Annotated in this window: 11 protein-coding genes; 2 read left to right on the top strand and 9 right to left on the bottom strand. The window is 33.7% G+C overall.

The window, feature by feature from the left end; all coding sequences use genetic code 11:
* Positions 1–245: 245 nt before the first annotated feature.
* Entirely contained in the window at positions 246–1,535 is a 1,290-nt protein-coding gene (locus BN2390_RS00695; RefSeq protein ID WP_053982442.1) for an HlyC/CorC family transporter, read from the top strand.
* A 43-nt stretch (positions 1,536–1,578) separates the two neighbouring features.
* Here the strand turns inward: BN2390_RS00695 and BN2390_RS00690 are convergent, their stop codons facing one another.
* The 3 genes from BN2390_RS00690 to BN2390_RS00680 all read right to left on the bottom strand — a co-directional run bounded on the left by BN2390_RS00690 (position 1,579) and on the right by BN2390_RS00680 (position 5,624).
* On the bottom strand, positions 1,579–1,971 hold the full coding sequence (locus tag BN2390_RS00690; RefSeq protein ID WP_242847629.1) for a DUF3892 domain-containing protein: 393 nt from the start codon (positions 1,969–1,971) through the stop codon (positions 1,579–1,581).
* 45 nt (positions 1,972–2,016) lie between these two features.
* Positions 2,017–3,312, bottom strand: a complete 1,296-nt coding sequence (locus BN2390_RS00685) for a Na+/H+ antiporter NhaC family protein (protein WP_053982441.1) — start codon at positions 3,310–3,312, stop codon at positions 2,017–2,019.
* A gap of 212 nt (positions 3,313–3,524) precedes the next feature.
* Entirely contained in the window at positions 3,525–5,624 is a 2,100-nt protein-coding gene (locus tag BN2390_RS00680; RefSeq protein ID WP_053982440.1) for a sodium-translocating pyrophosphatase, read from the bottom strand.
* Positions 5,625–5,785: 161 nt separating this feature from the next.
* On the opposite strand from BN2390_RS00680, the gene mprF reads away from it, so the two are divergent.
* On the top strand, positions 5,786–8,152 hold the full coding sequence (gene mprF / locus BN2390_RS00675; RefSeq protein WP_053982439.1) for a bifunctional lysylphosphatidylglycerol flippase/synthetase MprF: 2,367 nt from the start codon (positions 5,786–5,788) through the stop codon (positions 8,150–8,152).
* Positions 8,153–8,193: 41 nt separating this feature from the next.
* Here mprF and BN2390_RS00670 read toward each other — a convergent pair whose 3' ends face one another.
* The 6 genes from BN2390_RS00670 to BN2390_RS00645 all read right to left on the bottom strand — a co-directional run bounded on the left by BN2390_RS00670 (position 8,194) and on the right by BN2390_RS00645 (position 15,103).
* Complete coding sequence (locus tag BN2390_RS00670) at positions 8,194–8,892, bottom strand: response regulator transcription factor (RefSeq protein ID WP_053982438.1); 699 nt, start codon at positions 8,890–8,892, stop codon at positions 8,194–8,196.
* 10 nt (positions 8,893–8,902) lie between these two features.
* Positions 8,903–10,807 carry a sensor histidine kinase gene (locus BN2390_RS00665; RefSeq protein WP_053982437.1) on the bottom strand — a complete coding sequence of 635 codons (1,905 nt, stop codon included), beginning with the start codon at positions 10,805–10,807 and terminating at the stop codon, positions 8,903–8,905.
* A 12-nt stretch (positions 10,808–10,819) separates the two neighbouring features.
* A complete protein-coding gene (locus BN2390_RS00660) occupies positions 10,820–12,031 on the bottom strand; it encodes a DUF4097 family beta strand repeat-containing protein (protein ID WP_053982436.1) in 1,212 nt (403 codons plus the stop codon).
* A gap of 3 nt (positions 12,032–12,034) precedes the next feature.
* Positions 12,035–12,850: an MFS transporter gene (locus BN2390_RS00655; protein ID WP_053982435.1), complete on the bottom strand. Its 816-nt coding sequence runs from the start codon at positions 12,848–12,850 to the stop codon at positions 12,035–12,037.
* 181 nt (positions 12,851–13,031) lie between these two features.
* Positions 13,032–14,825, bottom strand: coding sequence for a MutS-related protein (locus tag BN2390_RS00650; protein WP_053982434.1), 1,794 nt, complete (start codon positions 14,823–14,825; stop codon positions 13,032–13,034).
* A 2-nt stretch (positions 14,826–14,827) separates the two neighbouring features.
* Positions 14,828–15,103 (bottom strand): YkgJ family cysteine cluster protein, encoded by a 276-nt coding sequence (locus BN2390_RS00645; RefSeq protein ID WP_053982433.1) that lies wholly within the window; start codon positions 15,101–15,103, stop codon positions 14,828–14,830.
* Positions 15,104–15,118 lie beyond the last annotated feature (15 nt).

Raw genomic sequence — 15,118 nt, 5'->3', positions numbered from 1 at the left:
ATATATGTCGGTTAAATGTTTCTCTTGCTTTAACTGTTTAAATTAGCATAAGAACTTTCATTTTGGTGTATATTATTAGCAGATTAACAACGGGGCATCTTAGTTGCAAAATACCATAATTTATCTTATAATGTGTCTATTAAATTTTGCTAACTTTTATAAATAATTCATCTTTTTCAACTAGAATAGGTAGGTAAGCAAAATTTACACATTATTTTTTATTGATTTAGGAGAGTGATTTAAAATTGGATTCGGTACTGTTGGTACAACTTGTAGTTCTTGTCATTTTACTAGTAGGCTCAGCCTTTTTCTCAGCATCTGAGACTGCCCTTATGGCTATTAGTAAAATCGATGCTCGTCATATGGTGGATCAAAACATTAAAAATTCAAAAATTGTAAGCAAACTCGTAGAAGACCCTAACAAATTATTAGGTGCTATCCTTGTAGGAAATAATATCGTCAACATTGGTGCTTCATCTTTGGCAACTGTTATTGCAACAGACTTATTCGAAAGTGCTGGTGCTGGTATTGCTACTGGTGTTATGACTATCTTAGTCCTCATCTTCGGTGAGATTACGCCAAAGTCTTTATCAACGCAAAAGACACATGAAGTAGCATGTTTTGTAGCAAGACCTATTTCTATTCTTGTGACAATTTTTAATCCTATTGTTAAAGTCCTTATGTTTATCTCCAATCTTATTATTAGAATATTTGGTGGTAAAATTGATACGAGTAAGCCTTTCATTACAACAGATGAACTAAAAACCATTGTTACAGTAAGTCATGAGGAAGGCGTCCTTGAACAGGAAGAAAAAGAAATGATTTACAACGTATTTGGTTTTGGTGATTCTTATACAAAAGATGTTATGATTCCCAGAACTGATATGATAGCTGTTGACGCAAATGCTACATATGAGGAGATTATCGATTTATATAAACAAGAACAATTTTCACGTATGCCTGTTTATCAAGAATCTCACGATAACATTATTGGTGTTATTTATATGAAAGACCTCTTATTAAAACAATTTAGTCCTGATGAATTTGTTATGGCTGATTTTTTAAGAGACGTATATTTCGTTCATGAATTTAAACGTATTGATGAACTCTTTAAAGAAATGCGTTCTAAAAAAATTGGTATGGCAATTGTTGTAGATGAGTATGGCGGTACTTCTGGTATTGTAACGCTTGAAGACTTAATTGAAGAGATCGTTGGAGATATTGATGATGAGTACGACATGACTGAAGATAGTTTTGTAAAAGTTGATGATAAAGAATATCTTGTAGATGGTTCTTTTAGAATTAGTGATTTTAATGATGAACTTAACCTCAACATCTTATCTAATGAATTTGATTCTATTGGTGGTTTTATCATTGGACTTCTAGATCGTTTCCCTGATGAGGGAGAAGTTGTTACTTTTGAAGGTATTACTTTTAAAGTCGAAGAAACGATGAACAATCGTATTAATAAATTAAGAGTTATCTTATCTAATGAGATAGCTGAAGAAATATCAGACGAACAAAAAGAAGATTAAGCTTGGCTTAATCTTCTTTTTGTTTATACCTATAAAATTTTCCTTATACTGTTTCTGATGGAAGGTTACCTAGGTTATTAGATTCATCTCCATCTGCTAATGAACGTAAATAAGGTGTACCAGCTTTAGAAGTAGATACCCCTACATGTTGAAGCTGATTGTTCATTGCCATTTGAATAGCTTGTTCACAAGAAACATGGCTACCATCTGAGAGTACATAACCTACTACATCTCCACCTTGTTTTAAAAGTTTAGTAATGCTTTGTGCACCAGCTCCACCTTCTGAAACAATACGATTTGTATTTTGTGCTAAGAACTCTGTATTACTCTCTGTAGCTGCTTCCATACTATGTGGATGCCCTTCTACAACTTGACCATTAATAATTTGATTATCATGTGGCTCGTTTACACTATTGTTTTGTGTATTATCGTTCATACCAATCACCTCAATATTAGTATGGATGACTACACAAGTTTTATTCTATTTTCTTTTAAAGTTAGGAAAACCAAATGCAATGGCTAATAGACCACAGATTCCCATAAGCATTGGATAATAAATATAAGGTAAAAGTTCCATTGGTGAAACAGCTGCAAGACCTGCCGCTGCTAAGATTTGTGCACCATATGGAATCATCCCTTGCCAACAAGATGAGAAAATATCTAAAAGACTTGCTGTACGTCTTGGATCAATATCATATTCCTCTGCAATGTCTTTCGCAAGTGGTCCCGCCATTACAATAGCAATGGTATTATTAGCTGTACAAAGATCTACTACGCTGACTAAAGCTGCAATTCCAAACTCTGCACCTTTTTTACTTCTAATACACTTTTTAATGCTATTAAGCAAGAAGTCAATACCACCATTATATTTAATAAGAGCTAATGTTCCTCCAATAACAATAGAAAGCATTGCTAAGTCTTCCATACCCATCATTCCATCTCCAGCCGCTTGCATAAAGCCAAAGAAATCAAATGAACCATTAAACATTCCTATAAGGCCTGCAAAAACAGTCCCTCCCGCTAGTAATACAAATACGTTAACACCTATAAGTGCTCCTACAAGTACTGCAATATATGGTACTACTTGAATAAAGCTATAAGTGTAGACACCCTTCATACTACCTTGGTATTTACTTGTTAAAACAGTTAATATAATAATTGTAATAATTGCTGCCGGTAATACAATTAAAAAGTTTGTTTTGAACTTATCTTTAAGTTCACATCCTTGTGTTCTAACAGCGGCAATTGTTGTATCCGAAATCATAGAAAGGTTGTCCCCAAACATACCTCCACCAATAATAGCCCCAATAACTAAGGCTATTGGCATACCTGTTTCTTGTGCAATTCCAAGACCTATCGGTGTAAGAGCTGTAATCGTTCCTACTGATGTTCCCATAGAAATAGAAATGAAACAAGCAATAATAAATAATCCTGCAACTAATAAATGTGTTGGTAAAATAGATAAGCTAAGTTGTACAGTAGATTCAACTGCCCCCATAGACTTCGCTACATTACTAAATGCACCTGCTAATAAGAAGATCATACACATTAAAATAATGTTGCTCTCTCCAGCACCTTTACAGAAAATCTCAAGTTTTGTTTGCATCTTCTCTTTTGGATTTAAAAGAAGTGCTACAGTTGCTGCAATTAAAAATGCCACAAGTACTGGCATTCTATAAAAATCTTGTGTTGCTATCCCAGTTCCAAGAAATAGTATTAAGAAAATTCCTATTGGCAAAAGGGCAAGGGCATTACCTTTTTTAGGCTCCTTTGTCATATCTAGTCTCCTTCTATTATGTAAATTTACTCACTGTTATACATTACTATACAAATACATTACTTTTCAACATGTAATTTTTATCTATTAAAAATTTTCTCTTTACCTACTACTAAACTTATTAGTAACTCTATCATTTGATCCACTTTATTAGTTAAATACATCAATCCATAAAATATGGCTACTACATAAATGTAGTAGCCTCTCTCTATTTAAAAAATATGCCATGTTAAAATAAACATTCCAAATACAATAGATACCATCGCCATAAGCTTAATAATAATATTAATAGCTGGCCCAGCTGTATCTTTAAACGGATCACCTACTGTATCTCCAACTACAGCTGCTTTATGGCTATCAGAACCTTTACCACCAAAGTTACCTTCTTCTATATACTTCTTCGCATTATCCCAAGCACCACCTGAATTAGCCATCATAACTGCTAAAATAAATCCTGTCGTTGTGGCGCCTGCCAAAAGGCCTGCTACCCCATTAGGACCTAGTAATAAACCTACTACTAAAGGTGTACCTATACCTATCAAAGCTACTTTAATAAGTTCTTTTTGTGCTGCCTTTGTACAAATATCTACACAAGATGCATAATCAGGTTCTGCTTTTCCTTCCATAAGTCCTGTAATCTCTTTAAATTGCCTTCTAACTTCTAATACAATTTTACTTGCTGCATTCCCTACTGCATTCATGGTAAAAGCAGCAAATACAAAAGTAGCCATTCCTCCTATAAACAACCCAATCAATACTTGTGGATTAAGAAGAGACAAATTAAAAGTAAAATCTATATTATTCTTCTGTACTAACAACTCAATAGAATCTTTATACGCTGCAATAAAAGCTAAAGCAGTTAATGCTGCTGAGCCAATTGCAAAGCCTTTACCTGTAGCTGCTGTTGTATTACCTAATGAATCTAGAGCATCTGTACGTTTACGTACTTCTGGGTCAAGTCCTGCCATCTCTGCTATACCACCTGCATTATCTGCTACCGGTCCATATGCATCTGTTGCTAATGTAATACCTAATGTTGAGAGCATACCTACTGCTGAAATTGCAATTCCATATAACCCAAGATTAAAGTTCTCCATACCACCTGATAATATAAAACTTACGATAACAGAAATACCTACTATAATAACTGGCACTGCTGTAGAAAGCATACCTACTGATAGACCTGTAATAATAACTGTGGCAGAACCTGTTGTTGAAGATTCTGCAATATGTTTAGTAGGTTTATAACTAGAATTTGTATAATACTCCGCAAAGAAACCAATTCCTATTCCTGCTACAAGACCACTAATAATTGAAAAATAGATACCTATATACTCATTTCCTAATACACCTGTCACAATAAAATAAGATACACCTACAATCAAAGCTGCTGCAATATATACCCCACGTCTTAATGCACTTAAAAGTTTCTTTTGAGATACTTCCTCTCCTGTCTTTACAAAGAAACTACCTATAATAGATGCAATAACACCTGTTGCTGCTACAACTAAAGGGATCATAACACCACTTAATGATAAACCTGCTGAAACAGCTAATACACAAGAAGATAATACTGCACCTACATAGGATTCATATAAATCTGCACCCATTCCAGCTACGTCCCCTACATTATCCCCTACATTATCTGCTATAACAGCTGGATTACGTGGATCATCTTCTGGTATACCTGCTTCTACTTTCCCAACCAAATCGGCACCTACATCCGCTGCTTTTGTAAATATGCCTCCACCCACTCTAGCAAACAACGCCATAGTAGAAGCACCCATTCCAAAAGTAAGCATTGTAGATGTAATATTTACAACTCTTTCTGCTACTGGCAGTGCCCTATAGTACCAATCCAATATATAATACCAAATGCTCAAATCTAAAAGCCCAAAGCCTACTACCACAAATCCCATTACTGCACCACTTGAAAAGGCCACCTTAAGCCCTTTATTTAGACTTTTTGTGCAAGCTGTTGTTGTTCTACTATTAGCTAGTGTAGCAATCTTCATTCCTATAAAGCCACTTAATCCTGAAAATACACCACCTGTAATAAAAGCAAATGGTACAAAAATTGAAACATACCCCATACACCCTAACACAAATAATAAAATAAACATTGCAATAAAAAATAAGCCAACACCTTTGTATTGCCTCCTTAGGTATGCATTAGCACCTATTCGTATTTTTTTTGCAATATCTTTGACTTCTTGCGTACCCTCTTCCATCTTAGAAATTTTTATTCCTTTGTAAAGTGCAAAAATGAGTGCTAATGCTGCACCAATAGGTGCTAATACCATTAAATCCATATTTATCCCTCCTAAGAATTTACACTAATATGGATGGTTCTACTCTATTTTTATGCTGAATTTTTCTAACTATGAATAATACTGCACTCTACAAACTTCTTTTAATAGTTTATAATAAGAACGGTTAAACTAGATTTATTAAATCCATTGGAGGAATAGCTGTGTTTAAAAACAAATTCAACCTAGTCAAATATGGTATATGGCTTATCTTATTTTGTATAGGTTTTTTATTCATTTATAAACCTTTAACTTCTGTACATTTATCTCTTGTCCTAGATACTTTAAGACATGCACCTTTCTTACATATGTGCCTCTTATTTATAGGAGGACTTATGGTGGTATCCCTTACTACCCTCTATGACCTTATTGTATGTCATGCTTTTAAACTTAACCTAAAAGACTTAGATATCTTTAAGATTTCCTGGATAGCTTCTGCAGCCATAAACTTTGCAGAATATGATGACCGCAGAAAAGGAAGTTTACGCTATCATCTCTATTGTAGTGAAGGAGTCGATTCTCAAAAAGCTCTCTTCTTAGATTCGCTTAAAAATATGTTGCTCTTTAACACAGATGGTGCACTTCCTATTACATTCCGCCTGAACTTCTTAACTCGTGCAAAGCTTATGTTCAGTGTGACACTAAGATGGACAATAACAGGGTTATTCTTTTGCCTAATCTTTAAATTGTTTGAGGTTCCTTTTGATCTCTTACAAGTATTACTTGTATTTGGTTTTTCTATTTTTATCTCTACTATTAGTTTAGTACCTTATGGATTAGGAATCTTTGAATTAGTAAGCTTCATTTTATTACATGCTCTAGGATATAGCCCTGATGATTTAGTACTCGTTCTTATTACCTTTAGAATTTTCTATTCTCTTATTCCTTGGATACTTACACTATTTATCCTTGCACTAGGCCCAAGTGAGAATCAAAAATCAAAGCTTAATAAAGGTCAAAAACAACTGGTCAATCTACTCAGTGTAAAATCTTTTGCATCCCTTATTTTCTTTTCTGGTATTTTGCTTATTATCTCTGCCTCATTACCAGAAGAAACCATGCGCCTTTCACTTATTCATCAGGTCTTTTCCTTTGAATCTGTAAATGCATTTCGAATAAGTACAATGGGTGCAGGTTTGATACTACTTATTCTTTCTAAAGGTATTTGGGATAAAGTAAGCTTTTCCTACAGCATTACTTTATTTACTTTAGTGACAGGAAGTCTATTAGCTCTACTAAAAGGATTAAATATAGAAGTTGCATGCTTATTAATACTCATTGCTTTTCTACTTGCTCCAGCAAAACAAGTATTCTATAGAAAGGGTTCTACTCTTCAATGGAAAAAGGTATCGTTTTACTTTGTATGTACAACTACTATCAGCTTATTGTATGTCTTAATCTATAACTACTTTACCCAATTTAATCCTTCTTTAGTATTTAAGTCTATCTCAACATTCCACATTGTAGATACGGTTATCTTCCTTTTATTCATGCTAGTGAGTGCATGCTTGTTAAATGCTCTTTCTATCAAACGCACGGATTTTATCTATCCTACAGATGAAGACCTAGAAGAACTTAAAAGCTTTCTTACTCAATATGAAGGTAATGCTATGACTCATCTCCTATTCCTAAAAGATAAGTGTTTCTTCTATACACTAGATAAACAAGTACTCATTGCTTATCGTCCTTATAAAGATAAATTAATGGTATTAGGCGATCCTATTGGAAATCCTAAGCTTTTTAAAGAAGCCATCAATAACTTTAGACAATTTGCAGATCAGTATGATATGATTCCTATCTTTTACGAAATTACTGAAGATAAACTCCCTATTTATCACGAAAATGGCTTTAAGTTCCTCAAACTTGGTGAAGAAGCTGTTGTTGATTTAAAAGAGTTTACACTGGCAGGTAAAAAAGGTGCACCCCTTCGTACTATTAAAAACAAAATGAATCGTGGAGAACTCACTTTTGAGCTTTTAAATACACCATTAGAGCCTGAACTTATGACTAAGCTTCATCATATTTCAGAACTTTGGTTAGATGGTCGTTCTGAAAAAGAATTCTCTCTCGGTGCCTTTGACGAAGACTATATCAATCTTGCTCCTGTAGGTATTATTAAGGTAGAAGATGAGATTGTAGGCTTTGCAACCATTATGCCTATGTATAATAAGCATACTATTTCATTAGATTTAATGCGTCTTATTCCTAATCCACCTAATGGAGCTATGGATGCACTCTTTATCGGACTTATAGAATGGGCTATTAGTGAACAATATGACTATTTCATCTTAGGAAAAGCCCCCCTTTCTAATGTAGGTATGAATCAATTTTCTACTACTAAAGAAAAGGTTGCTAAATACATTTATCACTATGGCAATAAAATATATAGTTTCAAAGGACTACGAAAGTATAAAGAAAAATTCTATCCCGAATGGAAAAGTAGTTATCTTGCTTATCCAAAAGATACACACCTTCCAAGTGCACTTATTCAACTTACAAAGATGATTAGTGGTTCAAAAGATGATAAATAGAGGGCTGTTGCAGATATGCAACAGCCCTCTATTTGTAATGCTTAATCAATACCAAATTTGTATCCTACTCCCCAAACAGTAAATACATACATTGGATCCCTCGGATTTTCTTCTATCTTCTCTCTTAGTTTTCTAATATGCACCATTACTGTATTTGTATTTTCAAAATATGGCTGCCCCCATACACGTTCATAGATTGTTTCTGTCTTAAAGGTAATACCTTTGTTTACCCATAACAGCTTCAATATGCCATACTCTGTTGGTGTGAGTGGTACTTCTACATTATTTTTATACACTTTCCCTGCTTCTAAATCCATTGCAAGTTCGTCTTCTTCTAAAATATTTTCCTTATTTTTAGAAAAAGCATTAAGTTTTGTTGCACGTCTAAGCTGTGCCTTTACTCTTGCAATAAGCTCTAAAGGATTAAATGGTTTTGCAAGATAATCATCCGCCCCTACTGATAACCCCATTATTTTATCAATGTCTTCTGTTTTTGCTGAAAGCATAATAATGGGTACATTAGATGTTTGACGAATCTCCATACAGGCATCAATACCATTTACTTCTGGCATCATTACATCTAATATAACTAAATCTACTTCTACTTCTTTCATTACTTTTAGTGCAGCTAAACCTGTACCTGCTAAAATGATTTCATAGCCTTCATTTCGTAAATATATTCCTACTAAATCTCTAATTTCTTTCTCATCATCTACAACTAAAATTCTTGCTGTTTCCATTTTAATCACCTCATTCTACAGCTTTTCGTAATTTGACGTTGAAACTAATCATATCCTGATCAAGTTGCGCCCATATCTTGCCTTCATGCATATCTACTATATTCTTCGCGATAGCTAGGCCTAATCCACTACCGCCAGCTGTACTATTTCTAGAGCTATCACTACGATAAAATCTATCAAATAGTTTAGGTAAATCTTCTTGTTTAAGCTGATTACTCGTATTACGTACTGTTACATAAATATATTCTCTTGTTTCTTGTATAACAACCTGAATTCTGCCTCCCTCTTCTGAGTACTTAATAGCGTTCTCAATGAGGTTTTCAAATACACGGGTAATCTTCATTACATCCACCCATGCATTGGTTTCCTTTGCTGCAAGATGATAAGTAATGTTAATGGATTTCTCTTCTGCAAGTGGCATTAATTCTTCTGTAAGCTGGCTCACTAGAGTAGCTATAGAAAGTTGTTCTTTTTTAAGTTTAACAGAGCGATTGCTAAGCTTTGTATACTCAAATAAATCTTCTATTAAAATTTTCAAACGTTCAGCTTTATTATAGGCAATTTCTAAATATTTTGCACCCTCTTCTTCATCTAGTGCTTTATTTTCTTTTACAAGTCCAATATAGCCAATAACAGAAGTTAAAGGTGTTCTTAAGTCATGAGCTACATTGGTAATTAACTCACTTTTTGTCTTTTCTGATTGAGCACGCTCTTTCATTTGCTCTTTCAGTTCATACTCCATCTTAGTCATAGCACTAGCAACGCGAGCCAGTTCATCTTCTCCTCGCTTTTCAACCTCAAAATCTAAGTCACCCTTAGAGATTTCACCTAAGCAATATCCTAAATACTCAATGTACTTAATCTTTGACTTCGTTCCTCTCAAGATAATATAAATAAATACACCAACACCTACTAAAAAGCCTAATACAGCTGCTGTATCTGTATAGTATCCCTTCTCTACCCCTGTTAAAGTAGTATTGTTCATAATATAATGTACTTCACCTTCAATAATAACAGGATATAGGCTTGTTCTTTGTTCTTGCCCCTGTGCCTCTGTTGAAAGTGAAGATTTTCTAATTGCTTCTAAAAGATCTATACTTTTAATAAAGCTATCACCATAAATAATATTTCCTTTGCTATCTATAAGAAAAGTTTTAGTATCACTAGCATAGCTAATATTAGCATCTAGACGATTTAGAACATACTTAACAGCTTCTTTTTTCAATCGGCTCTCGGTTAGGTCTTGTTGATCAAAAAATGTATTAAGTACTGCAACAACTTCTTCCTCTGTCCATTTATCATTGTCAATTAAACTTGCTAGTTGTTGATATACCTTTTGTATTTCTTCATCTGAAATAGCATAAATATCACTTTTAACTGATTCTATAGCATCATTATAACGTCCATAATTGCCTTCATATTCTAAGCTTTTCATTTCAACTAGCACTTGTGATAAATAGCTTATACTAGCATCATCATTTTTAATAGCTATAATGGTTTCATATAATTCATCTAAATCTAATCGTTGTATTAGACTAGCATATTCCATATCATTGATTTGTCTTACAGCTTGTGTTAACTTACTCTGAAGTTGCTTATTGGCCTCTGTGTAATCCATATAGGTATAGTAACCTACATCAAGCGCTCTTCCTATATTTGTTGTAAAAACACACGCTATTCCCGATAGTATAAAAGCTATAAAAACCATCCATAATATTTGTAGCCTGATACTCTCTAGGACCTTCTTTTTATAAGTAGCACAAAGGGCACAGCTTTTACTTTTTAGCTGTGCTCCTAATGTTTCCATCCTACTTGGGTCTTGTTTTTTATTTCTTTGCTTTTCCTCTTTTTTATTTCGTTTCTTCTCTTCTTTTTTCTTCTCTTTTCCGTTTTCCCTTTTGGATTTCCTAAACATTTTCATCCCTCTTTATTTAGTAATATAGACATTTCCATATCTAGAACCAATAAACATTTTCATAGCTTCATCACCATAATAGATTCTTTTAAGTCCACTATTAATATTTTCACTTTTCACTTCAAAATCTATAAATATATTGCGATCTTCACTTGTTTCTTCTATTGTATTGCCATAATCATCTTCATAGCTATAATAACTTTCATCCATTTGTTTTTTAATTTCAAAACCTGTAATACTTTCTGGAAGTACTGCATGGACATTTATTTCATCACCAAGGATTTCTACACGTTTAGGTGTATTTGTTGGATATAACTTAACATCTCCACTATACCCCTCAACTATTACATTTTGAAGATTTCCTTTTAAATTTACATCTGTATATTCTGAAGTATGAACTGTTGCATTGTATGGTGTGCTACTATTAGCAACTAAGCTACTACTATTTGTATTCAAGTTAAGTTCTCTTACCTTACCATCTACCACAATGTCACCATAGCTCTTGTTAATATTAAGCTTAGCTTCTAAATCGCTTTCAATAGTAAGTGTATCATCTGAACCATGATATTGACCTTTTGTCACATCAACTGATGCAATTTGTCCTTTTAGCTGTGCTGCAAATCCACCTTTTAATTTAACTTGGGCTGGTGTGTTAGATACAATTTCAACTGATCCATTATTCGCTGCAATATCAATATTATTATAACTTCCTTTTAAAGAAAGGTCGATGGATGAAACATCCAAATTCACACTTTTAATATTAGCCGTTGAACTTAATGAGAAAGGATATCTACCATAATTTGTTGAGTTTGTTGATACATTTAAAGTGTCCATATCTTGCTGTGGAATATACACAACGAGTTCTTCTCTTACATTATTTGTAAATATAAAAATCTCTGTGTTTTGAATCTCTTTTAAGTTGATGCGTGAAGTATCTCCTTCACTTGTTACATCTAATTTAAACTTTGGCTCTGGAAACATAACCCCATTGCCTGTTGCTTCAAATGTTACATAAGCTTGACCATCTGTTGGTACGATACGGACTGGTACATCTGAATTGATATATAGATTCTTAAGTGCTGTAGCTTTAAGCTCTTGTCTTTCATTTACTTCATATACTGTTTGATTGGTTTTGTACATTTCACCAAGTGTAACACCTGTGCCTACTACACCTATCCCTATTAATACTAAACATCCTGCTACAAAAAATTTTAAGGCTTTCATGGATTATGCCTCCTCTCTTTCTTTTCTAAGCTGTCTACGTTGTTTTGACCCTACAATTACATTTTTAATTCCAATAAAGATTAGAGCAATAATACAGCATCCTAATCCACCAACACCAATAGCAATCAAGCTACCAAATAAACATAGCATACCCATTGATGCCATTCCTGCTGTTGCTGTAAAGCCTGCCATTCCTAACCCAAGTACCCCCACTCCTAATGCTAAGACACTAAAGAAAATACCCATTCCTAGTACAAAGATTGCTGCTCCTCCAAATGTCACCGCTATAGGCAAACCAAATAAAATAGCACATGCTAATAGAATACCATTTAATAATGAACTTCCTACTTTCTTCTTCTTCTTTTTAAATTCTTCTTTTTTAGCAGAATTATATGATGCGTAAGATGTATCTTGTCTAGGTCCTGCTGTATCTTGTTGTTTATATGATTGCTCATTTGTATTTGTATATTTTTGATATGCCGCTTGATCTTCACCTTGATTATTATGATTTACATTTACCTTTGGTTCACTATAAGTATTGGCCTTTGGTTCTGTGTGAACCTTATCTTCTGTATAAGTGTTATATGCTGATTCATTATGCATTTTCACTTCTTCTTGCTGTTTTGGTTTCTCCTCCACTTGAGACGTTTCTATCTCTTGCACGTTTCTTGAAATCTTTTGAACAGCAACAGCAGCTGTTTCACCTTGCTCCATTCCACCGGTTTTTTCACGTTTAAAATCTTCATCCTCTAATACTGGTAAGAACTCTACATCTATAATATCTGATAACTGATTTAATTTATCTCTTTCATCGCTCATCTTCCCTAGCTCCTTTTTAACTTTATCTTATAAATCTATATTACCCCGAACTTCTTAATGTCCATACCGGATAAAGTTTAAGATTTCTTAAGAACTTTCTTATATTAAATAAAGATAGCACCTCCAAAGCTAGATATACTTTGTCTAACCTCTAGAGATGCTATCTTTAAAACTGTTTATTTTATTCAATAACCTCTATACCAACCATCTTCATGAGATACTTAGCGTTTGTAGTCGTAGAGTGACCTTTTCTAAGCTTATAATCAAATTTAATAGTATCTTCTCCATACTGCTCTTCAAAGTGATAATTACTTACCCCTTTTTCTTCGCCTAACTTACAAAGCTCCATATCATGGGTTGTAATTGCACCAATACTTCCATATTTGCTAAGTGCCTTTACAACACTTATAGAACCTATAATCCTATCTCCTGAATTGGTTCCTCTAAAGATCTCATCTATAAGGAAGCATTGCTTACCTTTATCTTTTCCTGCCTCTATAATCTCTTTTATACGTGTAAGCTCTGCATAGAAGGTAGAGATTCCATGGCTTAGATCATCTCGAATACGCATTGATGTTGCAAGATTCATCTTACTACACTTTAAGTTTTTAGCTACTACTGGTGCACCGCTATAAGCAAGGATCAAGCTTATACCTAATGTCCTCATAAAGGTTGTCTTACCTGACATATTGGATCCTGTGATTACAAATATTTCATCTCTTAGCTGTACATCATTACATACTCTTACCTGCTGTTCAATAAGTGGATGACCTAATACTTCAGCTTCAATATACTGTCCCTCCATAGATACAAGAGGAAAATGTACATCTGATTCAATGTGCCCAATAACACTTAAACTAATAAGGCTTTCCACCTCTCCAATTGCTTTTAGATAACTTTCTATACTTGCTCCATATTTCTTACGCCAGTTCTCTGCTTTCAATATAACTTGCAAATCCCATACCATTAAGCCATTTAATAAAATAGCTACAATAGGCTGATAGGTAATATGTGCTAAGTTACTAATGTGCTCTAATTCTTTTAAGCAATTTAAAGCGTTCTGTTCATCTTTAAATAAACATTCTGTTTGCTCTTTTAAATAGGAACTATTAAATTCTTTATCTTTGATTACATCTAGAATACCTACATACTCTTGCAAATCATAAAGCATACTCATAAGGATTTCTTTCACCTTTGAGATACGTGGCATATAAAATACAACTAATCCATATGTTGCAATAATCAACACTGTTGTTAATGTCTTAATCCAAGAATAAGGTGTGATAAAGCTTAAAACAACTAATACTATTAGTGGATAAGGCAATCCTTTTATAAGTGCTTTAAGCCATCTTTCTTCTATAAAGTTCTCTGTATCTGTAGCATATTCAAGTAGTTTTTTAGGCTCTTCAATTCCTTTTTTACGTCTACTTGTAATCCCCTCAACTTTTTGGCAGAAATCTAAGTCATTTAATAACTCTTTGATAGCCTTTTGCCTTTCTCCTATAATTTCTTCTGTAAAATGATTTTCTAGTAAAGATTCAGCAAGTAGCTTTCTTCCATGCCAAGTATGGGTTGTATTAATCTTTTGAAATAATGACTGTGGTCCTACTATATCTAAATCTAAAGCATAGGGATGGCTATCTATTTCAAACTCATCGCCTCTATCCCTAAATCCATGCCACTCCTTGGTCATTCTCATACTATACTTCTTATTAACATTCTCCATACTTTCATAGTAATCCATTTGATCTTTTATCTTCTGATGTTTATAAAGTAAATAAAAAAAGATAGCAAAAGAAGCCCCAGCTCCTATTATCCATAATAGTTGCTTAGGACTTTTGATGACTAAATAAGTCATATACCCTGCTAAAATTAATACGACTAACCTTAAATTAGCTATTTGATTGTACCTTTTTTTCTCTTCTTGCCACATCTTATGGTACTTTGCTTCTAATTCTTTGAACGGTGCACTCACATTTACTCCTCCTTACTTGATGTATCTGGACTTGTTAACCTCTCTAATTCTTGTAAATACTCTAAAGCTTCCTTATTACAAGTCTTGCACATTTCTTCACTTGGCTCTAACCCACCACATACTTTAGGTCGATCTGGACTTCCAAATATCTTACATCTATTCTCCTCATCTAATTGAATACATCTAACATTTGCAGGCTTACCTTTTGGCATACCTGGTATAGGTGATGAAATAGAAGGAGCAATACAACATGCTCCACATTTTTCTCTACATTCCATGGTCGTCCTCTTTTC

This window comes from Niameybacter massiliensis (assembly GCF_001282685.1).
Lineage (GTDB): Bacteria > Bacillota > Clostridia > Lachnospirales > Cellulosilyticaceae > Holtiella > Holtiella tumoricola.
The sequence above is the reverse complement of the archived record's forward strand: the minus strand, read 5'-3'. Positions and strand labels throughout refer to the sequence as shown.